This window comes from Flavobacterium sp. WC2430, assembly GCF_040822075.1.
Classification (GTDB): Bacteria; Bacteroidota; Bacteroidia; order Flavobacteriales; family Flavobacteriaceae; genus Flavobacterium.
Genome location: NZ_CP162007.1, coordinates 1,812,365 through 1,835,984, shown reverse-complemented (window position 1 = coordinate 1,835,984; position 23,620 = coordinate 1,812,365). Strand labels below are relative to the sequence as shown.

Here is a 23,620-nt window from a genome sequence, read left to right as displayed (position 1 = left end):
ATACTAAACTGTTTTAATAATCTAAGAATAGTGTTAAAAATGAAACTATTTTATTAGACAAAAAAAAACGTTTTACAGCCTCCTTTTATTAATTTATGACAATGGTATAAATAAGAACTGACGCTATGAAAACAGCAGTACCAAATAGTTTTTGGCAATTTGACACTACATATTGGTATGATAAATTAAACAGTTCCCCTAACGGCTTGCCCCAAAATTTAGCAGAGCAAGTGTCTCTTCAAGCGGGACATAATATAAAAAAAGAATCAGTATTTAGTAAGGATTTCTTTCTATTGATAGGACAATTTAAAAGTCCGCTAATGCTACTACTAATTGGAGCAGTTATTTTATCAGCCTTTCTAGGAGATACCTCAGATGTTTTTATAATCCTATTTATTGTATTATCTACTGGTTTATTGAGTTTTTTCCAGGAAAGAAGTGCAGGACATATTGTCGATAAATTACAATCTTTAATTGCTTTAAAATGCAGTGTAATCCGAGACGGAATGGTACAAGACATTTTTAGCTCCGCTATTGTCTCAGGAGATATTATTATTTTAAAAGCTGGAGATATGCTACCTGCAGATTGTTTAATTATTGAAGCAAATGAATTACACACTAATGAAGCTAGCCTTACTGGAGAATCCTATCCTACCGCAAAAGAAATAGGAGTTCTTGATGAAAATACTGAAATTGCTAAAAGAACAAATTCGCTATGGGAAGGAACCAGTATTGTAAGTGGCACTGCTAAGGCATTAGTAATCAACACGGGATCCAACACCATCTTTGGCACGATCACTAAAAATGCCAACACCACCGTTGAGACCAAATTTGAAAAAGGAATAAAAGATTTTGGTTTTTTTCTAATGAAAATTACACTGGTACTGTCTCTTTTTATTTTAATAGTTAATTTATTGTATCATAAAAACGTGATAGAGTCCGCCTTATTTGCTTTGGCTTTAGCCGTAGGAATGGCCCCTGAATTACTACCTGCAATTACCACAATCGCTATGAGTGCAGGCGCACAAAGAATGTTGTCTAAAAAAGTTATAGTAAAAAAGCTCACTTCAATTCAAAATTTAGGAGAAGTAAATTTATTATGTACAGACAAAACAGGAACCATCACTGAAGGTACTATTAAAGTAGTAGGAACAGTAGATAGTCTAGGAAATGAATGTGAATTTGTGAAAGAAATTGGGTATTGGAATGCCACTTTTGAAACAGGATATTCAAATCCCATGGATGATGCCTTAAAAGAATTAATAATCGATTCTAAAATTACTCCCATAAAAACTGGGGAAATTCCCTATGATTTCATCCGTAAACGATTAAGTATAGCAATAATTACTAAGAATGACACTTTATTAATTAGTAAAGGAGCCTTTAACCAAATTATTTCCATTTGCTCCACTATGCGTTTACCAAACGGCAATATTGAAAATCTAGAACAACATAAAGCTGAAATAGAAAAAAACTTTGAACAATATGGTATCAATGGATTGAGAGCTATTGGTATTTGCTATAAAAACATAGAGGCAAGTACAATTACAAAAGAAGATGAAACTGCTATGGTATTTGCAGGATTCATTTTACTGGAAGATCCTATAAAAGAAGGGATAACTGATGCAATTGAAAAATTAAAAAAACTACAGGTTAATCTAAAAATTATTTCAGGGGATAATAAAAATGTATCTAAATCTACAGCACTAAAGATTGGTATAAAAAATCCTGTAATAATCACCGGACAAGAGCTATATAAAATAAGTCCCGAGGCCTTAAAACAATTAGTAAAAAAAACACACATTTTTGCCGAAGTAGAACCACAACAAAAAGAACGAATTATTCAAGCTTTAAGAAAGACGTATACTGTAGCGTATATGGGCGACGGCATCAATGATGTATCAGCAATTAATGTTGCCGATGTTGGAATTTCTGTAGAGAATGCAGTGGATGTAGCACGAGAGGCAGCAGACTTTGTACTAATGGAAAAAGATTTAACCGTAATTATAGATGGTATTAAGGAAGGTAGAAAAACTTTTGCTAATACTTTAAAATACATTTTCATAAATACGGGTTCCACTTTTGGAAATATGTTTAGTGTAGCAATCGCTTCCCTTTTATTGCCGTTCCTCCCCATGTTGCCCAAACAGATTTTGCTAACAAACTTTATTACTGATTTTCCGTACCTAACTATTGCATCTGACAATGTAGACCAAGAGCAATTAAGAAAACCCGGTAAATGGAATCTCAAATTTATAAGAAACTACATGATTATTTTTGGGATACATAGCTCCATCTTTGATGTAATTACTTTTCTTATTCTTTTTTATATTCTAAAAGTAAAAGAATCCGCTTTTCAAACTGCGTGGTTTATCGAGTCCATACTCACAGAGTTGTTTATTTTATTTATCATTCGAACTCATAAAAACTTTTTTAAAAGTAAACCTGGAAAATACCTTTTCATACTTAGTGTCTTAGGATTACTAATAACGATTGCTTTACCCTACATTCCCTTCGCTGATAAAATTGGACTATCACCACTTCCTTTATTTAATTTAGTACTCATGCTTCTAATTGTGGCGACTTATATCATTACAGCCGATCTATTAAAAGTTTGGTTTTTCAAAAAGTACAGAAATTAATTACTATAATTTATTTTAATAGTAGGTTCCCTCCAAAAAAAACATTTTTTTTTAAAATAAAAAATAATTTCTTCTTTTCAAAAACAAAATAGCACGATTTATTTTTTTAAACATTTGAAAATCAGTATATTTATATAGATTGAATTTAGTATTCTAATAATTTAGTATATGTTTAAAGATCGATTAGAAGCTGCATTAATGCTAAAAGATAAATTAAAAAAATACAGCCATAGCAATGCTATTGTTTTGGCTGTACCAAGGGGTGGTGTGCCTATAGGTTATGTAATTGCTAAAAAACTACAACTTCCTTTAGACATTATACTTTCAAAAAAGATAGGGCATCCTAACAACAAGGAATTTGCTATAGGCGCAATAGCATTAGACTCTGTGATTATAGATGATCAAATAAGTGTTTCTGAGAGTTATATTCATAATGAAACTATACGATTACGCCAATTACTAGCGGAAAAATACAAGCTATATAGAGGCAATAACAAACCCCTTGATATTAACGGAAAAAATGTAATTCTAGTTGATGATGGAATTGCTACAGGAAATACACTCCTAGCCAGTATTGCCATGTTGCGAAAAAAGAAGCCTTCTAAAATAATTGTTGCTGTTCCCGTTTTACCTTATGATACAATACCCATTTTTGAACAAAATGCTGATGAATTAGTTTACATACTAGCCCCTCACAACTTTAGAGCTGTAGGTGAATTTTATCAAGAATTTAATCCAGTCAAAGACGAAGAAGTAATACAAATGCTACAGGTTATCGCCCCAAATCAATAAAGAATCAAGACCTACTAATTATTCATTTTAAAATTTAAAATCATGAAGAAATTAGAAATAAATATCCCTTTGACTTCAGTGACACTGAAAGGGGATTTAGTCATTCCTGAAAATGCAATTGGAATTGTTGTCTTTTCTCATGGAAGCGGTAGTAGCCGATTGAGTCCTAGAAACAGAATGGTTGCGGAACTACTACAAAAGCAAAACATAGGAACTTTATTATTTGATTTACTTACCTTAGAAGAAGACGAAGTGTATCGAAATAGGTTCAATATTGATTTACTCACGGGTCGCTTGATTGAAACCACAGAATGGCTTATGACCTATTCTTATGTAAAAAACATGCCTATCGGTTATTTTGGTGCCAGTACAGGAGCTGCATCTGCATTACGAGCGGCCGCTTATTTTGGAAATCTAATACAATCGGTAGTATCTCGAGGTGGCCGACCAGATTTAGCTTTGGGAGTACTGCATCAAGTAACAGCTCCCACTTTGTTGATTGTAGGAGGCAGAGATGTTCCTGTAATTGAAATGAATAAAATCGCTTTTGACGAACTGGATTCTATCAAAGAAATGAAGATAGTTCCCGGCGCAACCCATCTTTTTGAAGAGCCCGGAAAACTGGCTGAAGTAGCGAATCTAGCCGTAGTTTGGTACAAAAAACACTTGATACAAAAAAAGGAATATTCTTAATCTCAATTAAAAAACACATGCAATAAAATCCCAACTTTGGGATTTTTTTTTGTCTCATAAAATCAATTCTTTACAATACTCCCCAATAAATTTAATTATATTTGAGAATACAAATATTTGAAAATGCCTATTAAAAAAATCATAGAAAATTATCCTTATATTGCTTATAGCAAACCCATTTTAGAAGATAAAGCAATACTAGAACGCGCTAAATATTTTTACGAATTCATGGATACAAGACGCTCAGTTAGAGAATTTTCAAATTTTCCTGTAGCTCGTGAAGTAATCGAAAACATAATCAAAACTGCTTCCACTGCTCCATCTGGTGCACACAAACAGCCTTGGACTTTTTGTGTAGTCGAAAATCCTGAAATTAAAAAACAAATACGCATCGCTGCCGAAGAGGAAGAACTTCAAAGTTACGAATCTCGAATGTCAAGCGAATGGCTTGACGATTTGAAACCTTTAGGAACCGATTGGCATAAACCCTTTTTAGAAACCGCTCCCTATATCATTATTGTTTTTAGACGCATTTATGAGTTTGACGATGAAGAAAAAAAGAAAAATAATTATTACGTACAGGAAAGTGTAGGCTTAGCTTGTGGTTTTTTATTGGCCGCTATCCATGATGCTGGTTTGGTTTCTTTAACACACACACCAAGCCCCATGAATTTCATCACCAAAATCCTAAATCGGCCCGAAAATGAAAAGCCCTTTTTATTAATTCCAGTGGGTTATCCTGCAGAGGAATGTTGGGTTCCAGATATAAAAAGAAAAGAATTGGAAGATATTTGTGTTTTTTATTAAAAAAAAACTTTAGTAAATTTTCGAAAAAAAATCACAAGAAATAATAAATAACCAAACATCAAACGGAATTAAAAATGAATGTTAGTTCGAAATTCAGACAAATGTATTGGGCACGAGTTACTATTGGACTTGTAGTTGGAATAACTATGTCGATAAAGTTTTTGCAAATGTCAATAATGGAAAACGGAAGATTTAATTTTGAATATGCGCCTTTTTGGATTGGAATACTAATTAGTATTATATTGATTATTCAAATTATTTCAATTCTTACTTTACAAACGATACATGTTTATAATGATAAAATTGTAATCAAATATTTATTCTTTACTACTAGTAAAACACTACTTTATGATGCCATTTTAAATATTTAAAGAATTAAAATCCAACAAAAGGTCGAAAGTGGACCGGTAAGCGACGGTTATCATTTAAGTGCTATACATTTAACTAATGGCGAACAAGAAATTATTTCGCCCGATATATTTGAAAATTATACTGAAATTATTTATGCAATTCGCTCCAATTTAGATCAATATAAATAGCTCAATTTAGAAATTGGATTTAAAACAGCTTATAAATTTTTCTCAATAATAATAATAATAATAATAATAATAATAATAATAATAATAATAAACCAATAGATATATGGCCTCAGGATTTTTTGCCCTTTTAGATGATATTGCAGCACTTATGGATGACGTCGCTTTGATGAGTAAAGTTGCTACCAAAAAAACAGCGGGAATATTAGGCGATGATTTAGCTGTTAATGCAGAGAAGGCATCAGGCTTTGTTTCTTCAAGAGAAATCCCTGTTTTATGGGCCATCACAAAAGGATCTTTATTGAATAAGTTAATCATTTTGCCTTTTGCCTTTTTATTAAGTGCTTTTGCTCCTATTGTAATTACTGTTATTCTTCTATTAGGTGCATTTTATTTAGCCTACGAAGGTGTAGAAAAAATATACGAATACATTATTCCTCATAATCAAACGGAAAACAAAATTGAAACACAACCGCTAACCCAAGAGGAAATCCTCATTCTTGAAAAAGACAAAATTAAATCGGCTATTGTAACTGATTTCATATTATCAATAGAAATCGTCATCATTGCCTTAGGAACCGTTATGGGCAAACCTATTTTAGGTCAAATTATTGTAGTTACCTTCATTTCGTTCCTAGCAACCGTAGGCGTTTACGGAATTGTTACTCTTATAGTTCGAATGGACGATGCAGGAGTTGCCATAAGAAAAAGAGAAAGTACTATCGCGCAATTATTAGGGAATCTATTAATTCAAGGGTTACCAAAAGTCATCAAAACATTAGCATTTGTAGGCACAATCGCCTTACTATTAGTAGCTGGTGGAATATTTGCACATAAAATCGAACCCTTACATCATTTTCTAAATGGTGTTCCTGATTTTGTAAAAGAATTTATCGTGGGCTTACTAGCGGGTATTATTACTTTGGCTCTCGTTTTAATTTTAAAAAAAATATTTAAAAAGAAATAAAAATAATTATACTCTAAATAGAAAAATACAATGATTTCCATAGCATTAATTGACACTAAACATCCCTTTTACCCATTAGAACAAGAATTACGAAACAAAATTTTATTGAGACCTATAGGTGTTCCAGATCATGCTTGGGAAATGCACGATGAAAAATCATGGCATTTTGTCGCCGTTGAAAATGAAACTGTAATTGGTTGCGTTGTCTTGGTACCTTTAAATCCAGAGCAAACCAAAACGCAGCTAATGCAAATGGCAGTAGAAACCAATCAGCAAGGAAAAGGAATTGGGAAGTTATTAGTGAACCATTTAATTGCTTTTTCTAAATCCAAAGGGATTAAAGAAATCGTATGCCACGCCAGAGATAATGCCGTTCCTTTCTACCTCAGCTTGGGCTTTGAAATTTATGATGACCCTTTTGTAGAAGTAGGCATTCAACATTTCCATATGCGTATTAATTTATAAAATCAACACAACATGACTCTAGACAACACTTCTTATGCCGAGGCAGCAATGCTAATTAGAAAACCAATAGCTGATGTATTTCAAGCCTTTATCAATCCCGAAATCACGACTCAATTTTGGTTTACAAGTGCATCTGGAAAACTAGAAGAAGGCAAATCGATTGATTGGATTTGGGAAATGTACGGCAATCATACTGTTACCGTTAAAGTACTTTCTATAAAGCCAAACGAATCCATTGTAATCCAATGGGGAGATGATGAAAAAGCGATTGCCGAATGGGAGTTTAACGATTTAGGAGAAAGTAAAACCTTTGTAACCATAACGTATAACGGAATTCAAGGAAAGCAAGACGAGATGTGTGCGCAAATTAGAGATACTACCGAAGGTTTCACTTTGGTTTTAGCAGGACTAAAAGCATATTTAGAACACAATATTCAATTGAATTTAGTTGCCGATCGTTTTCCAAAAGAACTGAGAGAAGAATAAGAATGCTTTTCAGAATCATACTATTCTTTAGGAAAATACGGCATAAATAAAAGAAGTTAGTTATATTTGAGAATAAATAAAGTTTGACCACTGTCATACCTATCTAGCCAATTATGGGGTAATAAATCGGATTTTATCAGACCAATATATAAGTTAGTAGCAAGTTCAACACTAAAAACTAAATCAACAATATTAAAGCCTATGGATCTTTTAGAAAAAATGTTAACTCTTTCAATCGGCGGAACTACTGTGGGAGTCATAATTGTCTTTTTAGGGAAGTTTTTGCTTGAAAAAAGTTCTCAACTTCTGATTGAGAATCATAAAAATCAACTCGAAATATTTAAAACAGAACATCAAATTAAGTTTTCAAAGCTTCACGAAGAAAGGGCAGAAATCATAAAAATAATTTATCAAGATTTCTTTGAACTCGAAAATAAATTAGAACACATGACTACTTTATTTCAAGGTCCGGAATGGAAAACTGAAAAAAGCAGAGATGAGGATGCAATTAAAAAATATAGAGAAACTTTTGAGAAACTAGAAAATAGCAGAATATATTTTTCAGAGAGCTTATGTCTAAAGTTCACATCAGCATTAGAAGAATATCGCAAAATAATCCAACTAATGTTAAACGCAAAAAGTAAAGCTAAATATGAGACCGACGGAAGTGGATATAGATTTCCCGAAAATAAAGGATCTTTAGATTTATGGATTCAAGCTGAAAATAAAGTAAAAAAGGATATTAAAAATTTGAGATTAGAATTAGCGGAAGAATTTCGTAAACTGATTGGAGTATAGAAAACTATTTGCTCAAAAAAACAACCACCACTAAAAGTTACTACAACGTTAACCTTATAAACCTTTCAACTTCAATAACAACTAAATACCAAAAAAGCCCCAAACGGGGCTTTTTTACTATACTAAATTCAAGTATTATTTACTCAAATACATTTTTCTTCTAGAGTACAATTCGTAGAATTGATCGTCTTTTAAGTCATCAATAAACAAGATGCTTTCTCCTGTTGATTTCATCTCAGGTCCTAATGCTTTGTTTACATTATGGAACTTGCTGAAAGAGAAAACCGGTTGTTTGATCGCGTATCCTTTTAACTGTGGGTTGAAATCAAAATCAGTTACTTTATTGTGCCCTAACATTACTTTCGTAGCGTAGTTTACATAAGGTTCTCCGTAAGCTTTTGCAATAAATGGTACTGTACGAGATGCTCTAGGATTAGCTTCGATAATATAAACGGTATCGTCTTTTATCGCAAACTGAATGTTGATTAAACCAACCGTTCTTAATCCTAATGCAATTTTCTTAGTATGGTCTTTTATTTGTTGCATTACAAATTCTCCTAAATTAAAAGGAGGCAATGTTGCATTACTATCACCAGAGTGCACTCCACAAGGTTCGATGTGCTCCATAATTCCTATGATGTACACATTTTCTCCGTCACAAATCGCATCTGCTTCTGCTTCAATCGCACCATCTAAATAATGGTCTAAAAGCAATTTGTTTCCAGGAATGGTTTTCAATAAATTCACAACATGCTCCTCTAGTTCTTGCTTGTTGATTACAATTTTCATTCCTTGACCTCCTAATACATACGAAGGACGAATCAATAATGGAAAATCTAAAGTATCTGCTAATGCAGCAGCTTCATCAGCCGTTTCAGCAATTCCAAACTGCGGGAAAGGAATTTCTAATTCAGTCAATAAATCAGAGAAACGCCCTCTATCTTCGGCTAAATCCAAAGCATCAAAGCTAGTTCCAATAATTTTTATTCCGTATTTAGATAATTTTTCTGCTAATTTCAGTGCCGTTTGACCTCCTAATTGTACAATAACCCCTTCAGGTTTTTCGTGCTTAATAATATCGTAGATGTGTTCCCAAAAAACAGGCTCAAAGTATAATTTATCTGCCGTATCAAAATCAGTTGAAACCGTTTCAGGATTACAGTTAATCATGATGGTTTCGTATCCACACTCTTTAGCAGCAAGCACTCCGTGTACACAAGAATAATCAAATTCGATACCTTGTCCAATTCTGTTTGGGCCTGACCCAAGAACAATTATTTTCTTTTTATCGGTAACAACGCTTTCATTATCTACGAAACGAGTTCCGTCTGCTTTTTCAATTTCAGCTTCAAAAGTAGAATAGTAATAAGGTGTTTTCGCTTTAAATTCGGCCGCACAAGTATCAACTAGTTTGAATACGCGATTAATATCCATATCCATACGCAAAGCATGTACTTGACTTTCTAAACAGCCCACCATGTGTGCAATTTGTCTGTCGGCAAACCCTTTTTGTTTCGCTTCAAGCAAAAGTCCTTTTGGCAAGGCATCCACTTTATAGGTTGTAATTTCTTTTTCTAAAGTATAAAGTTCCTCATATTGTTTCAAGAACCACATATCGATTTTAGTAATTTCATGGATGCGGCTCAAAGGAATTCCCATGGCAATCGCATCATAAATTACAAATACACGATCCCAACTTGCAAAAGTTAGTTTCTCTATAATTTGTTCATAGTTCGTATATCCTTTTCCGTCCGCACCTAAACCGTTTCTTTTTATTTCTAATGATTGAGTCGCTTTATGCAATGCTTCTTGGAACGAACGTCCAATTCCCATTACTTCACCAACCGATTTCATTTGAAGCCCTAAAGTTCGATCCGCTCCTTCAAATTTATCAAAGTTCCAACGTGGAATTTTCACAATCACATAATCCAAAGTTGGTTCGAACAAAGCCGAAGTAGATTTGGTAATTTGATTTTGCAATTCGTCAAGATTGTATCCTAAAGCCAGTTTAGTTGCAATTTTAGCAATTGGGTAACCCGTTGCTTTAGATGCTAAGGCAGAAGAACGAGACACACGAGGATTGATTTCAATCGCTACGATATCTTCTTTATCATCTGGTGAAACGGCAAACTGTACGTTACAACCTCCTGCAAAATTTCCGATACTACGCATCATCAAGATCGCATAATCACGCATTCTTTGGAAAGTAGTATCCGATAAAGTCATTGCTGGTGCCACTGTGATCGAATCTCCAGTATGAATTCCCATTGGATCCATATTTTCGATAGAACAAATAATAACCACATTGTCGTTTTTATCTCTTAAAAGTTCCAATTCGTATTCTTTCCATCCCATTAAAGCCTTGTCAATCAAAACCTCATGGATAGGAGATGCTTCTAAACCTCTAGTTAAAAGTTCATCAAAATCTTCTTTTTTATAAACAATTGCCGCTCCTGTTCCTCCAAGTGTAAATGAAGGACGGATCACTAATGGAAAACCAAATTCTTGTGCAATTTCTTTTCCTCTTAAGTATGAAGTACAAATTTCTGCAGGTGCTGATGGTACTCCAATTTTTTTCAAAAGCTGTTTGAACTGCTCTCTATCCTCCGTAATATTAATGGCATTAACATCAACCCCAATTAATTTTACTCCAAAATCTTCCCAAATTCCTTTTTCTTCCGCTTCTAAACACAAGTTCAACGCCGTTTGTCCACCCATAGTAGGTAAAACAGCATCAATTTGTGGATGTGCTTTTAAGATTTCAATTATCGATTTAGTAGTTAAAGGCTTCAAATAAATATGATCGGCCATAGAAGGGTCGGTCATAATCGTTGCTGGATTAGAGTTTATCAAGATAACTTCTATTCCTTCTTCACGAATTGAACGTGCAGATTGCGATCCTGCATAATCAAATTCGCAAGCTTGACCAATAACAATAGGACCTGAACCTATTATTAAAACTGATTTTATGGATGTGTCTTTTGGCATTGTAATATAATTATATTTAGTTTTTTTGTTTAAAGTTTAAGGTTTAAGGTTAGTTACACAACATTAAACCTTTAAACATTAAACTTTTAATCTTATTTTAACGACAAGGTATAAAAAAAGGCGATACTAAAAAAAGTAACGCCTTATTTATGTTTATACAAACATTATTTTTTGTGTCTTGGGTCACAAGAAACAGTCAATTTATGTCTTCCTTTAGCTCTTCTTCTAGCAAGAACTTTTCTTCCATTCGCAGAAGCCATTCTGTCCATAAATCCGTGCTTATTTCTTCTTTTTCTTTTCGATGGTTGAAACGTTCTTTTGCTCATTGCTTTGTATCTTTAAATCTAATTTATATGTCTTCCTAATTTCGAATAACTGTTATTCTAAAACCGAGTGCAAATATACAAAGACTTTTTTTTCTCACAAGTAGTTTTGTAAAAATATTTTAAATTCATTTTACTATATTTGCGTTCCTAAAACAAACAGACTATGTTTCACAAGAATATCAAACTTATTATCGCTGGGCTTATCGTAATTACTGGCATTTGGCAATTTACTGAAAACAATATTGGAAACGGAATTTTCTTATTTTTATTGACTGCAATTCCTATTTTCCTTTACTTCAAAAACGAATTTATCTTACTTGCCTTCTTAAAACTACGTAAACAAGATTTTGAAGGAGCTAAAAAGTGGTTGGATTACATCAAAAAACCGGAATCGGCTTTAGTACAAAAACAGCAAGGATACTTTAATTACCTTCACGGAATCATGCTTTCTCAAACCAATATCAATCAAGCGGAGAAATATTTCAAGAAAGCGATTGAACTAGGATTATCTATGGACATGGATTTGGCTGTTGCCAAATTAAACCTAGCTGGTGTAGCCATGTCTAGAAGAAGAAAACTGGAAGCAACTAACTTATTGAACGAAGCTAAAAGACTTGACAAACAAGGCATGTTGAAAGAGCAAATCACCATGATGAAAGATCAAATGAAAAAAATATAATTATTTTATTTTCAAAAAAAACATCCGCAATTGCGGATGTTTTTTTTTGCCTAATTATTTTTCTATGAGCAAATAGCCTGCTATTACTATCAAAGTAACCGCAAAAATATTTTTTAACATTTTTTGATCTACGTGAATGGCTAGTTTACTCCCAAAGAAACCACCAACTATAAAAACCAAAGAAATGATTATAGCATAGCGCCAATCAACAAATCCTGCTTTGTGGTAATTGATGACCGCTAGCAAAGTTACCGGTGGTAATAAAGCGGCTAAACTTGTTCCTTGGGCTTGTTGCTGAGTAAAACCCATCAGCAATAATAACGGAACCATAATTATCCCACCTCCAATTCCAATCAATCCACTCAGTACTCCTGCTACTAAACCAATAGTCATTAATATTATAATTGTTTGAATAGTCATTTTCATACCGTTTTAAATTAATATCCGCTTAAAGGAATTTCTAATGTATATTTTTTATTGGTAGGGTTATCCAATTTCTTATCTCTAAGCCATGGATTATGAATTTTTAAAATCTTATAATTGATTCCTTGTGCTTTTGCAAAATCGGCCAAATCAGTAATTGAACTATCTATTTCTATTTTTTTTGTTGGAAGTAGTGCATACAGTTCTTCATTAGGCAATGTAAATCCAAATTTATCAGGATTTTTCATAATTTCCTTCAACGCTAATATCCTAAATACATATCGAGATGTTTCCTCAGTCAATAATAAGTCATAATAATTGGTTTCTTTTTGAATCTCCATTTGCTTGTTTACACCACCCATTCCACCGTTATAAGAAGCAGCGGCCAAGGTCCAAGTTCCAAATTTTGCTTTGGCACTTAAAAAGTAACTACAAGCAGCCTGAGTCGATTTCTCTAAATCATAGCGTTCATCAACACCATCATTCACTTCCATCCCACGTTCTTTGGCAGTTTCAGGCATAAATTGCCACACCCCTCTTGCACCTGCACCCGAAACGGCATTTACTAAACCACTTTCAATAACTGCTAAATATTTAAAATCATCTGGAATACCGTTTTTCTTTAAAATGGGCTCGATAATTGGAAATGCACGGTTGGCTCTTTTAATTGCTAAAATAGTCGAAGCATGCAGGTTAATATTTACAATCAACTCTCTATCCAAGCGTTCCTTTACATCAGAGATTTTTAATGGCGTTTGTTCTCCTGCAAAATTAGCTGTTGTTGGAAAATAACTTTCCGATTCCGCCTTTACTAGTTTCTTCTTTGATTCATCAGTGGTTGCAAAAATTAACAATCCACTCACAAAAATCAAAGCAGTCATTAAACATATTTTTTCTATTACTCTCATCTCTTTTTTATTTACATGTTCTTTTTAAACTAACAACAATCAATCCGTTTTTCCAACTGTATTCAGAATAATTGAAGGTAAATTAGTATTGAACCATTTGTATTTATTTAAAATCATAATGTGAGTCCCTCCTTTTACGACAATACAATCATTGATATATTTTATAGGAAAAACATCATCCATATCGCCATGAATATGAATTACTTTTTCATCAGGAATCGTTCTATCCCAAAGAATTACTTTTTCAACAGCCCATTGTAAATAACCAATATCCCTAACCGATAAAAATTTCTCATATAGTTTCAATCTATGATTTATTTTTTCTCCAAAAGAAAATTTTGCCAGATTTTCTATATTCAAAATTAAATTCATTGGAATCAATTTGTACGCTTTAGTCGTTTTAGCCACTTTCATCCTTCTAGGAAATTCCAAATTACTTTTGACACTCGAAATAATTACAACCTTCCTAACATCAATAAAAGCTGCCATTTCTTGCACTAAAATACCTCCAAAAGAAACACCTATTAAAACCGGATTCTCATGAGTTATTTTTTTAGAAATTCGTTGCGCATATTCAGATAAAGATTCCTTTTCTAATGGAATTTCCCATTCCAGCAATATCATCTCAAAAACATCCGTAGGAAGCGAAATCCGTTCAAAAATTAGAGAACTTGCTGCCAAACCCGGCATGAAATAAACAGGAATTTTACTCATAATTATTTGTACCAATTTTATTATCTCTATCCATCTCGTGATAATGAATTTTGCATAAATTTAATTTTTTTATTCAAACTAACTGAACTTCGCGCATTATATTAGCAATAAATTATGACTACTAAAACCTAGAGATTCGACTGATTTTAAAAAGAACCAAGCCACTATTTTTAAATTTAGAGTCGATTACTCAAAAAATAAAAACAAGCAGCATCTAATTCTAAAGATTCAAATTTGTTTTTTTTCGAATAAATAAAACGAAACTTAAGATACATTTAAAAATCATTTGATATTGACTATCAAATCAATACCTTTGCAAACAACGTCTCACCTAAAGTCAAAAAATTAAAACTCTTTATGACTTTATCAGAAACTATTTTTTTTATTTAGACTTCATTTAGAGTATCACACCTACAACTTACACTTTGAGGGTAAAAAAAATAAGGCACTTGTTTATTTATAATTAAAATAAAACTGTAATCGACGATTAAATATAAAAAAGAAACCATCGGAATTATTAATTTCAATGTATTTGAAATTAATAATAAAAAACCTCTGGTCGAAATAAATAAGAATACCCAAAATTGAGACTATGGATAATAACTATCCTATCTATAACTTTTTTAATATACTATATGGATCAAGCTATCATCATGGAAATCAAAGACAATACTTTTGCAAGACAATTTGAAACTACGCTAGACCAAGGATTGATTTCCGTAGAATATTCCTTTCAAGAGAAAAAAATATTTTTAACAAAAATAAACACTCCTGATCAATTTGAAAACGAAGAATTTATTGCGCAATTTCTTTCAGAAATTATGGCAATTGCTATTGATCGAAAATTAAAAGTCGTTCCCATTCTTCCTAAAATAGTTGTTTTTTTCAAGAAAAACCCTGAATACAAAGAGTTACTTCCCCCAGGAATTAGACTGTAAAACAGTATTTTCACATTCAAATTAATTTTACGGACGGCTTTTTTGTCTGTCAGAACGATTAGACTGCCTTGTTACTCTAGCTGATTGTCGCTCAGATTGTCTTATAGACGATCTTGACTGGGGAATTACCGAGGATTGACCTTGCTGTATTAACCCCCTATTTTCTCTTCTTATAGTTGGACTCGTTTGCCGTCTTGTTGTGGGTTGCGTTTGCCGTCTAGTCGATTCTCCATTTTCCCTTCTTATAGATGGATTCGTTTGTGGTCTCGTTGTGGGTTGCGTCTGCTGTCTAGTCGACTCTCCATTTTCTCTCCTTATAGATGGACTCGTTTGCCGTCTTGTTGTGGGTTGCGTTTGCTGTCTAGTCGACTCTCCTTTTTCTCTTCTTATAGATGGATTAGCTTGTGCTCTAGTTGAAGGCTGCGCTTGCTGTCTTATTGATTCTCTACTTTCTCTTCTTATATCACTTCTTGTCGCTCTGGGTGGCGCAACAGGCGTTCTATAATTTCTTCCTTCATACGTTCTATCGTACGTTCCTCTTTCTCTATTTCTAGTAACTACAGAAGAGGTTCTTCTTCTTCTTAAATAATAGGAATGATTTGAAGGAAATCTGATATAAGACGCTCTGTGATAAAATTGACTTTCATAATAATGATTATGAAAGCTCCAATAGTTGTAATATAAAATAGGAGACCATGGGGACCAATACGACGGAAAATACCCCCAATGCCACGGGGAAACATAAATGGAGAATAACGGAGAATACAGGTACATAATTATGGGCCAATCTGAAATATAAACAATCCCATTTCCATATACATAATTAGGCGCAATTATGGTTTTATTACCTATATAACCAGGATTTGGAGTTTCGGAAACTACCTTTACGGATGGTTCCAAAACATAATTTTTACCATACAATGCTTCATCACCAATGATTTGAACTACAACATTTCCAAGATTGTTTTTACTAACTTCAATTACGGCGACATCTTGATATTCGTAACTATTAATAGACACTCTCAGAACAATAGAATAAAAATCTCCCTGATTAAAACTAATCACAGATATATAATCAATCAAATTGTCATTATCCAAATCCAAGTTATTAATATTGGAGTTTTGCGAATTGAGCGTTCTTTCAAATTCCTCCAATGTTTTAGATTGTTGAAAAACATCCAAAACAGCATAAAGATTTAGATTATCTCCAGGCATACCCAAAGCAATCATTTCGTTTCCAGTTTGCGAAAGCAAGGAACAACTCCAAAAGCAAGTTGCTATAACTACCCATTTCAAAACAATTTTTCTCATGACTGTTCTTTTTGCTATGTACAAATACATAGAACAAGTTACAAAAAATAAACTTCAATTAATTGATTTACAAATATTTAACTAATTTTTAGATTAATACAAAAACAGCTATAAAACAAAAAAGCATACGTACTATTCGTATGCTTTATTGTTTATAACTGTTTTAAGAAAGTAGAACTTAATATATTCTACTTCTCAATTTCTCTCATACTTTCCATTTTCTTATTAGCTAAGAATCCAGTAATATCTTCAAAATGCTCCACTACTCTCTTGTTTCCAAATTCGAAAACTTTTGTTGCTAATCCATCTAAGAAATCACGGTCATGCGAAACCAAAATTAATGTTCCATCAAAATCACGAAGCGCATCTTTAATAATATCCTTCGTTTTCATGTCCAAGTGATTAGAAGGCTCATCCAAAATCAATAAATTCACTGGCTCCAACAATAATTTTATCATTGCTAAACGTGTTTTCTCTCCACCTGAAAGTACTTTCACTTTCTTAGTTACATCATCACCATGAAACATAAATGCACCTAAAATATCTTTAATCTTAGTTCTAACATCACCAACAGCTATATCATCTATCGTTTCAAAAATAGTAGCATTTTCATTTAATAAGGACGCTTGATTCTGTGCAAAATAACCAATTTGCGCATTATGTCCAATTTCAAGATTTCCTCCATCAATACCAATCTCTTTCATGATGGCTTTAATCATGGTCGATTTTCCTTCCCCATTTTTACCTACAAAAGCTACTTTTTGACCTCTTTCAATAACAATATTAGCATCTTTGAAAACAACATGATCTCCATACGCTTTTGATAAGTCTTTTACGATTACAGGATATTGACCTGAACGAACTGCAGCAGGAAACTTTAATTTTAATGCCGAAGTATCTACTTCATCCACCTGCACTATAACTAATTTCTCTAACATCTTTACACGCGATTGAACGGCATCCGTTTTAGAAAAAGTTCCTTTAAAACGATCAATAAAAGTTCTATTATCAGCAATCATACGTTGTTGTTCATCATATGCCTTTTGTTGGTGCATGCGACGGTCTTTTCTCAATTCTAAATAATGAGAATACTTGGCTTTATAATCATAGATACGTCCCATGGTTACTTCAATAGTACGATTCGTGATATTATCTACGAAGGCTCTATCGTGAGAAATCACCACAACCGCTTTGGCCGAATTAATCAAGAAATCCTCTAACCATTGGATACTTTCAATATCCATGTGATTGGTAGGCTCATCTAGCAAAATTAAATCTGGCTTTTGTAAAAGGATTTTAGCTAGTTCAATACGCATTCTCCATCCTCCTGAAAACTCAGAAGTTTGTCGATTGAAATCTTCTCTTTCAAATCCTAAACCCGTTAATATTTTCTCTACCTCCGCTTCATAATTCACCTCTTCAATCGCATAAAATTTCTCGCTCAAGTCTGAAACTCTTTCGATCAATTTCATATAGGCATCACTTTCATAATCCGTACGAATAGTCAATTGCTCATTGATTTCATCAATCTCTGCTTTCATACCAAAAATTTCTCCAAATGCTTTTGAAGTTTCCTCCATTACAGTAGCACCATCCGTTGTCAATAAATGCTGTGGCAAATAAGCTACAACAGCATCTTTTGGTGCCGAAATATTTCCTGTAGAAGGTTTGCTTTGTCCTGCAATAATTTTAAGAAGCGTTGATTTTCCTGCTCCATTTTTACCCATAAGGGCAATTTTATCATTTTCATTTATAGCAAATGAAACATCGCTAAAAAGTGTAGTACCACCAAACTGTACTGAAATATCATTAACTGTAATCATTGTAATATAGATTTCTTGATTCGGTTGCTCATCAATTTGAAAACCGAGTTATTTTTAAAAAGTGCAAAGATAGAGTAAATAACTAATCGGTTTATTATAAAATGAAAGCTTCTAGAAACAGAATCAAATTCTCATCTCTAGAAGCTCTCAAAATAAATTATGAATTATTAATCTTCTTTCTTTTTATTAATGGTATGCCAAATATGTGCATTATAAACTCCGATATCTTCAGGATCAAAAACAGGATCTTTGCCTTCCTTTTTTTGTTTTTCATAATCTTTCAATGCGGCCAATGCTGGTTTTTGCAAAAGAATAATCGCTATAATATTAAACCAAGCCATTAATCCTACTCCTAAATCTCCAATATCCCAAGCCAATTTTGCTTGATTTATGGAACCATACATAATAACCAACATCATAACTAATTTTAATAAATGAGTATAAATAGGTGATTTTAAGTTTCTAGTTAAATAAGAAATATTGGTTTCAGCAATATAATAATAAGCCAAAATAGTGGTAAAAGCGAAGAAAAATAACGCTATTGCAACAAAATAAGACCCAAAACCTGGAAAAACACTATCCATAGCACTTTGCGTAAATCCTGGACCTACTGTTACATTTTGCGCCCCATTGTATAAAAACTCTGAAGCACCACTCGTTCCAAAAGCAGGATTTTGAACATTGTATTTTCCTGTTATTAACAACATAAAACCAGTAGCTGAACACACTAATAAAGTATCAATATATACCGAAAAAGATTGAACTAATCCTTGCTTAGTAGGATGCGAAACATTGGCAGCTGCAGCAATATGTGGCGCCGTACCTTGTCCCGCTTCGTTAGAATAAATTCCTCTTTTAACTCCCCATTGTACTGCAAGACCAAAAACAGCTCCAAAACCAGCTTCCATATTAAAAGCACTTTTGAAAACTAATGAAATTACTCCAGGAAGTTGATCATAATCAATTGCAATGATAACTAATACGATTAAAATATAACCAATTGCCATAATAGGCACTACGTACTCTGTAAATTTAGCTATTCTTTTTACTCCACCAAATACAATAAGCCCAAATATAATAGCCACTGCAACTCCAGAAATCCAAGTATCCAATTGAAATGCATTTTGAATTCCATCAGCAACAGAGTTTGCTTGAACCCCCGGCAGTAACAAACCTGCAGAGATTACCGAAACCACTGCGAATAAAATACCAAACCATTTTACTCCTAATCCTCTTTCAATATAAAAAGCAGGACCTCCACGAAACTGACCTAAATGCTTTTCTTTATAAATTTGCGCCAAAGTCGCTTCAACAAATGCCGTACTAGCACCTAAGAACGCTACCATCCACATCCAAAACATAGCACCTGGACCACCAAAGGCAATTGCGGTCGCTACACCTGCGATATTTCCAGTACCTACTCTACCTGCTAAAGACATTGATAAAGCTTGAAAAGAAGACACTCCTGACTCTGAGCTTTCGCCATCAAATAATAACCGAAACATTTCACGTATATGACGAACTTGTAAAAAACGAGTTCTTAAAGAAAAATAGAGTCCCGTTCCTAAACAGAGAACAATTAAAGCATTACTCCATACAATATCATTTAACACGCCAATAATCTCTTCCATATATTTATTTTAGATTAATAATTATTAAAAAATCAATAAAACAATCGTTTTACTCCTATTTTTTGATAAAACTAAAACATATAGATAAAAAAAACTAGCTTAAAGCCATAAAAAACGGCAAAAACTAATTATTTATCTAAAAATCAAGTTGAAATTTAAAACGATAATTTTATATATAATTTAACATTTTAACGCTAACCCATCACATACAAAAATGATTATCATAAAATACCATAATGAAGCCCAAAAAAAAGGCCTTATCTAAATTGATAAGGCCTTTAAAGTAATTAGTAAAAAAGTTATTCTTTTCTCCATTTTTTAGTTTCTTCAAAAACATGTTCTAATATAGCCGCTTCTTTTTCATCAAAATCAATATTTCTGCGACTCATGACTAATCGTGCCGTTTCAAAAGCTTTTTTAGTCATGTAAGTTGTAAAACCAGAAGCTCCTCCCCAAGAAAAACTAGGCACAAAATTACGAGGAAATCCACTTCCAAAAATATTAGCACTTACACCAATAACAGTTCCCGTATTAAACATGGTATTAATACCACATTTACTATGATCTCCCATAATTAAACCACAAAACTGAAGTCCTGTTCTTGCAAACCCTTCGGTTTCATAACTCCACAAACGCACCTCTTCGTAATTATTTTTTAGATTCGAATTATTACTATCAGCACCAATATTGCACCATTCCCCTAAAACAGAATTTCCTAAGAAACCATCATGTCCTTTATTAGAATTAGAGAACAATACTGAATTATTAATTTCCCCTCCTACTTTAGAATTTGGTCCTACAGTAGTGGCACCATAAATTTTAGCTGCCATCTTTACAACTCCGCCTTCACATAAAGCAAAAGGACCACGAATTACAGATCCTTCCATAATTAAAGAATCCTTACCTATATATATAGGACCCGTTGAAGCATTAAGCGTTACAAACTCCAACTTAGCCCCTTCTTCGATAAAAATATTTTCTGGAGCGATTACATTGACACTTTTTGGAATGGGTTGTGATTTTCTATCTTCTGTCAAGAATTCAAAATCCTCCCGAATAGAAGCATCATTTTTTGAAAAAATATCCCAAGTATTCATGACAGTCAAGCATTCTTCTTCATATTCAAAAACTTCATAGGAATCAAAATCTACTTCTTCTTGATTTTCATGTGTATAAAAAGCGATTACTTCATCCCCTTTAAAAATCGCTTGATTTGCTTCTAGATTATAAATCATTTCCACTAAAACTGGATTCGGAATAAAAGAAGCATTAATCATCACATTTTCTTCTAATTCTACCATAGGATATTTTTCTGACAAATATTCCTCAGTCAAAGTAGTGGTGGTTGATCCCAAATGCATTTCCCATTTTTGACGTATCGTCATGATTCCAATAAGAATATCAGCAACGGGGCGAGTAAATGTAAAAGGCAATAAAGCATTACGAGCAGGCCCGTCAAAAAGTATATAGTTCATTATATAAAGTTTCAAAAGTTACAATGGATCAAAGTTACAAAGTTTTTATTGGTTTCTTTAACAAGTTTACTTCTTATCCATCCCAATTTAAATCAATAAAAAAGCCTCCCGAAATGGAAGGCTTTAGTATAATTGAAAACAAGTTAAAATTATTTAACGTGTTTAGCGTATTTAGTTTTGAACTTGTCAATACGTCCTGCAGTATCGATAAGTTTGTTTTTACCTGTGTAAAAAGGGTGAGAAGTTCTAGAGATCTCCATTTTTACAACTGGGTATTCAACACCATCAACTGTAATTATTTCTCTTGTATCTGCTGTAGATTTAGTAATAAAAACGTCTTCGTTAGACATGTCTTTAAAAGCAACTAATCTGTAATTTTCTGGGTGTACACCTTTTTTCATCTTGTAATTCTTTTTATTTGTTTGGCTATAACTCCTTTTGAAGCTTTCCTTTTAACAGGAAAGGTATAAATTCATTATAACTTTTTATTTTATTCTGTTATTTTGAGTTTGCAAATTTACAATTATTTTTCAATAAACAATTCTTTGCTTCCTTTTTTTTACAAAATAGTAAAAAACTTTTTTTGCTCTTGAATAAATTGGGAATTACTATATTTGTGAATTAATTTATAAAAAATGAAAACTAATGATTAATGAAACCATTAAAAAAAACGGGGTCACTTTTGGAGTAATAACAGGTATTGGTTCAGCATTAATCACAACCTTAATATACACTATTGATTTAGAATTATTTACTTCTTGGTGGGTAGGTTTATTAAGCATGGCTTTTTATCTTGTTATTGCGATAGTTTTACTTTCGAAAACAAAAAAAGACCTAAACGGTATACTTACCTTTAAAGACGCCTTTACAACTTATTTTATTTCGGCATTAATAGGTATCTTAATTTCATTAACTTTCAATATCATCTTGTTTAACTTTATAGATCCATCGGCTAAAGATGCTATAAAAGAATTGACCATTAAATACATGGTAAAAACTATGGCTAAATTTAATGCTCCAGCATCTACAGTGAATGAGGCAATAAAGAACTTGCAAGAAAACGATCAGTTCTCTATAATGGGATTATTAAAAGGATCACTTACAAATATAGTTTTCATTACCATCTTTGGTTTAATTATGGCCGCCTTTTTTAAATCAAAATCGACATCACAAGAATAACATAAATGAATTTATCCATACTCATACCCCTTCTCAACGAAGAGGAATCGCTTACTGAATTGTACTCTTGGATCATAAAAGTGATGCAGGCAAACAATTATACTTATGAAATTATTTTTCTAGATGATGGAAGTACAGATAACTCTTGGTCAATTATAGAGCAATTTGCTACCGAAAACTCTAATGTAAAAGGAATTCGTTTCATGAGAAATTTTGGTAAATCACAGGCTTTACATGCTGGGTTTGCCAAAGCTCAAGGAGATGTTATCATTACGATGGATGCCGATTTACAAGATAGTCCAGAAGAAATTCCAGGTCTATATAATATGATAACTAGTCAAAATTTTGATTTGGTTTCCGGCTGGAAAAAGAAACGCTATGATTCAGTCGTTGCAAAAAATCTTCCATCTAAATTATTCAATTGGGCCGCTAGAAAAACTTCGGGTGTGGAATTGAATGATTTCAATTGTGGATTGAAAGCATACAAAAACATTGTAGTAAAAAACATTGAAGTTTCGGGTGAAATGCACCGCTATATTCCCGTTCTGGCAAAGAATGCTGGTTTTGGAAAAATTGGCGAAAAAGTGGTGCAACACCAAGCTAGAAAATATGGTGAGACTAAATTTGGAATGGAGCGTTTTATTAATGGTTTCCTAGATTTAATTACTATTTGGTTTCTATCTCGATTTGGGAAAAGACCAATGCATTTATTTGGAGCGATGGGTTCATTGATGTTCATCATTGGTTTCCTACTTGCAGGTTATATTGGAATTTCAAAATTATACCATATGTACAATAACATGCGTTATAGTTTAGTAACTGATAATCCATGGTTTTTTATTGCATTGACAACGATGATTTTGGGAACTCAGCTGTTTTTGGCTGGTTTCCTAGGTGAAATTATTTTGCGTACAAAAAGCAACGAGGGACGTTATAAAATATCTAGTCAAGTTAATTTTCAATAGGACCTAGCCCTGATAGCAGTGAAAATCCTTTATGTTTTTCCTTTAAAAACATAAAGATTGAAACGAATAGCAGG

23 protein-coding genes are annotated in these 23,620 nt (G+C 32.8%); 13 read left to right on the top strand and 10 right to left on the bottom strand.

Annotated features, from left to right (window positions below):
- Positions 1-125 precede the first annotated feature (125 nt).
- The 9 genes from mgtA to AB3G36_RS07950 all read left to right on the top strand — a co-directional run bounded on the left by mgtA (position 126) and on the right by AB3G36_RS07950 (position 8,186).
- Positions 126-2,642, top strand: coding sequence for a magnesium-translocating P-type ATPase (gene mgtA / locus AB3G36_RS07990; protein ID WP_367757684.1), 2,517 nt, complete (start codon positions 126-128; stop codon positions 2,640-2,642).
- Between the two features lie 168 nt (positions 2,643-2,810).
- Positions 2,811-3,434, top strand: a complete 624-nt coding sequence (locus AB3G36_RS07985; protein WP_367757682.1) for a phosphoribosyltransferase — start codon at positions 2,811-2,813, stop codon at positions 3,432-3,434.
- 42 nt (positions 3,435-3,476) lie between these two features.
- A complete protein-coding gene (locus AB3G36_RS07980; RefSeq protein ID WP_367757681.1) occupies positions 3,477-4,127 on the top strand; it encodes a dienelactone hydrolase family protein in 651 nt (216 codons plus the stop codon).
- 123 nt (positions 4,128-4,250) lie between these two features.
- A complete protein-coding gene (locus tag AB3G36_RS07975; protein WP_367757679.1) occupies positions 4,251-4,934 on the top strand; it encodes a nitroreductase family protein in 684 nt (227 codons plus the stop codon).
- A gap of 74 nt (positions 4,935-5,008) precedes the next feature.
- Positions 5,009-5,305 (top strand): hypothetical protein, encoded by a 297-nt coding sequence (locus AB3G36_RS07970; RefSeq protein ID WP_367757677.1) that lies wholly within the window; start codon positions 5,009-5,011, stop codon positions 5,303-5,305.
- A gap of 271 nt (positions 5,306-5,576) precedes the next feature.
- Positions 5,577-6,437, top strand: a complete 861-nt coding sequence (locus AB3G36_RS07965) for a DUF808 domain-containing protein (RefSeq protein ID WP_367757675.1) — start codon at positions 5,577-5,579, stop codon at positions 6,435-6,437.
- 30 nt (positions 6,438-6,467) lie between these two features.
- Positions 6,468-6,902 (top strand): GNAT family N-acetyltransferase, encoded by a 435-nt coding sequence (locus AB3G36_RS07960; RefSeq protein WP_367757673.1) that lies wholly within the window; start codon positions 6,468-6,470, stop codon positions 6,900-6,902.
- A gap of 12 nt (positions 6,903-6,914) precedes the next feature.
- Positions 6,915-7,388 (top strand): SRPBCC family protein, encoded by a 474-nt coding sequence (locus tag AB3G36_RS07955; protein ID WP_367757671.1) that lies wholly within the window; start codon positions 6,915-6,917, stop codon positions 7,386-7,388.
- Between the two features lie 201 nt (positions 7,389-7,589).
- Positions 7,590-8,186, top strand: a complete 597-nt coding sequence (locus tag AB3G36_RS07950; protein WP_367757669.1) for a hypothetical protein — start codon at positions 7,590-7,592, stop codon at positions 8,184-8,186.
- Between the two features lie 135 nt (positions 8,187-8,321).
- Here the strand turns inward: AB3G36_RS07950 and carB are convergent, their stop codons facing one another.
- Positions 8,322-11,174 carry a carbamoyl-phosphate synthase large subunit gene (carB, locus tag AB3G36_RS07945; RefSeq protein ID WP_367757667.1) on the bottom strand — a complete coding sequence of 951 codons (2,853 nt, stop codon included), beginning with the start codon at positions 11,172-11,174 and terminating at the stop codon, positions 8,322-8,324.
- A gap of 164 nt (positions 11,175-11,338) precedes the next feature.
- Positions 11,339-11,500, bottom strand: a complete 162-nt coding sequence (rpmH, locus tag AB3G36_RS07940; protein WP_026706823.1) for a 50S ribosomal protein L34 — start codon at positions 11,498-11,500, stop codon at positions 11,339-11,341.
- Positions 11,501-11,663: 163 nt separating this feature from the next.
- On the opposite strand from rpmH, the gene AB3G36_RS07935 reads away from it, so the two are divergent.
- Positions 11,664-12,179 (top strand): DUF2892 domain-containing protein, encoded by a 516-nt coding sequence (locus tag AB3G36_RS07935; protein ID WP_367757666.1) that lies wholly within the window; start codon positions 11,664-11,666, stop codon positions 12,177-12,179.
- Positions 12,180-12,233: 54 nt separating this feature from the next.
- Here the strand turns inward: AB3G36_RS07935 and AB3G36_RS07930 are convergent, their stop codons facing one another.
- From AB3G36_RS07930 to AB3G36_RS07920, 3 genes are read right to left on the bottom strand one after another with little or no spacing between them, the layout of a single operon-like run.
- Complete coding sequence (locus AB3G36_RS07930) at positions 12,234-12,599, bottom strand: sulfite exporter TauE/SafE family protein (RefSeq protein ID WP_367757664.1); 366 nt, start codon at positions 12,597-12,599, stop codon at positions 12,234-12,236.
- Between the two features lie 17 nt (positions 12,600-12,616).
- Positions 12,617-13,510, bottom strand: coding sequence for a lytic transglycosylase domain-containing protein (locus AB3G36_RS07925; RefSeq protein WP_367757662.1), 894 nt, complete (start codon positions 13,508-13,510; stop codon positions 12,617-12,619).
- 39 nt (positions 13,511-13,549) lie between these two features.
- Positions 13,550-14,224: an alpha/beta hydrolase gene (locus AB3G36_RS07920; RefSeq protein WP_367757660.1), complete on the bottom strand. Its 675-nt coding sequence runs from the start codon at positions 14,222-14,224 to the stop codon at positions 13,550-13,552.
- Between the two features lie 653 nt (positions 14,225-14,877).
- Here AB3G36_RS07920 and AB3G36_RS07915 point away from each other — a divergent pair.
- Positions 14,878-15,162 carry a GNAT family N-acetyltransferase gene (locus AB3G36_RS07915; protein WP_367757911.1) on the top strand — a complete coding sequence of 95 codons (285 nt, stop codon included), beginning with the start codon at positions 14,878-14,880 and terminating at the stop codon, positions 15,160-15,162.
- 27 nt (positions 15,163-15,189) lie between these two features.
- Here the strand turns inward: AB3G36_RS07915 and AB3G36_RS07910 are convergent, their stop codons facing one another.
- The 5 genes from AB3G36_RS07910 to AB3G36_RS07890 all read right to left on the bottom strand — a co-directional run bounded on the left by AB3G36_RS07910 (position 15,190) and on the right by AB3G36_RS07890 (position 21,803).
- Positions 15,190-16,473 carry a hypothetical protein gene (locus tag AB3G36_RS07910; protein WP_367757659.1) on the bottom strand — a complete coding sequence of 428 codons (1,284 nt, stop codon included), beginning with the start codon at positions 16,471-16,473 and terminating at the stop codon, positions 15,190-15,192.
- 188 nt (positions 16,474-16,661) lie between these two features.
- Positions 16,662-18,296 carry an ABC-F family ATP-binding cassette domain-containing protein gene (locus tag AB3G36_RS07905; RefSeq protein ID WP_367757657.1) on the bottom strand — a complete coding sequence of 545 codons (1,635 nt, stop codon included), beginning with the start codon at positions 18,294-18,296 and terminating at the stop codon, positions 16,662-16,664.
- A 167-nt stretch (positions 18,297-18,463) separates the two neighbouring features.
- Complete coding sequence (locus AB3G36_RS07900; RefSeq protein WP_367757655.1) at positions 18,464-19,927, bottom strand: alanine/glycine:cation symporter family protein; 1,464 nt, start codon at positions 19,925-19,927, stop codon at positions 18,464-18,466.
- 299 nt (positions 19,928-20,226) lie between these two features.
- The gene (locus AB3G36_RS07895; RefSeq protein WP_367757653.1) at positions 20,227-21,402 is read right to left on the bottom strand and encodes a GlmU family protein; all 1,176 of its coding nucleotides are present in this window, start codon (positions 21,400-21,402) and stop codon (positions 20,227-20,229) included.
- Between the two features lie 149 nt (positions 21,403-21,551).
- Entirely contained in the window at positions 21,552-21,803 is a 252-nt protein-coding gene (locus AB3G36_RS07890) for a type B 50S ribosomal protein L31 (RefSeq protein WP_367757651.1), read from the bottom strand.
- A gap of 244 nt (positions 21,804-22,047) precedes the next feature.
- Here AB3G36_RS07890 and AB3G36_RS07885 point away from each other — a divergent pair, with 244 nt between their 5' ends.
- The gene (locus AB3G36_RS07885) at positions 22,048-22,581 is read left to right on the top strand and encodes a DUF4199 domain-containing protein (RefSeq protein WP_367757649.1); all 534 of its coding nucleotides are present in this window, start codon (positions 22,048-22,050) and stop codon (positions 22,579-22,581) included.
- A gap of 5 nt (positions 22,582-22,586) precedes the next feature.
- Positions 22,587-23,546 (top strand): glycosyltransferase family 2 protein, encoded by a 960-nt coding sequence (locus tag AB3G36_RS07880; RefSeq protein ID WP_367757647.1) that lies wholly within the window; start codon positions 22,587-22,589, stop codon positions 23,544-23,546.
- Positions 23,547-23,620 lie beyond the last annotated feature (74 nt).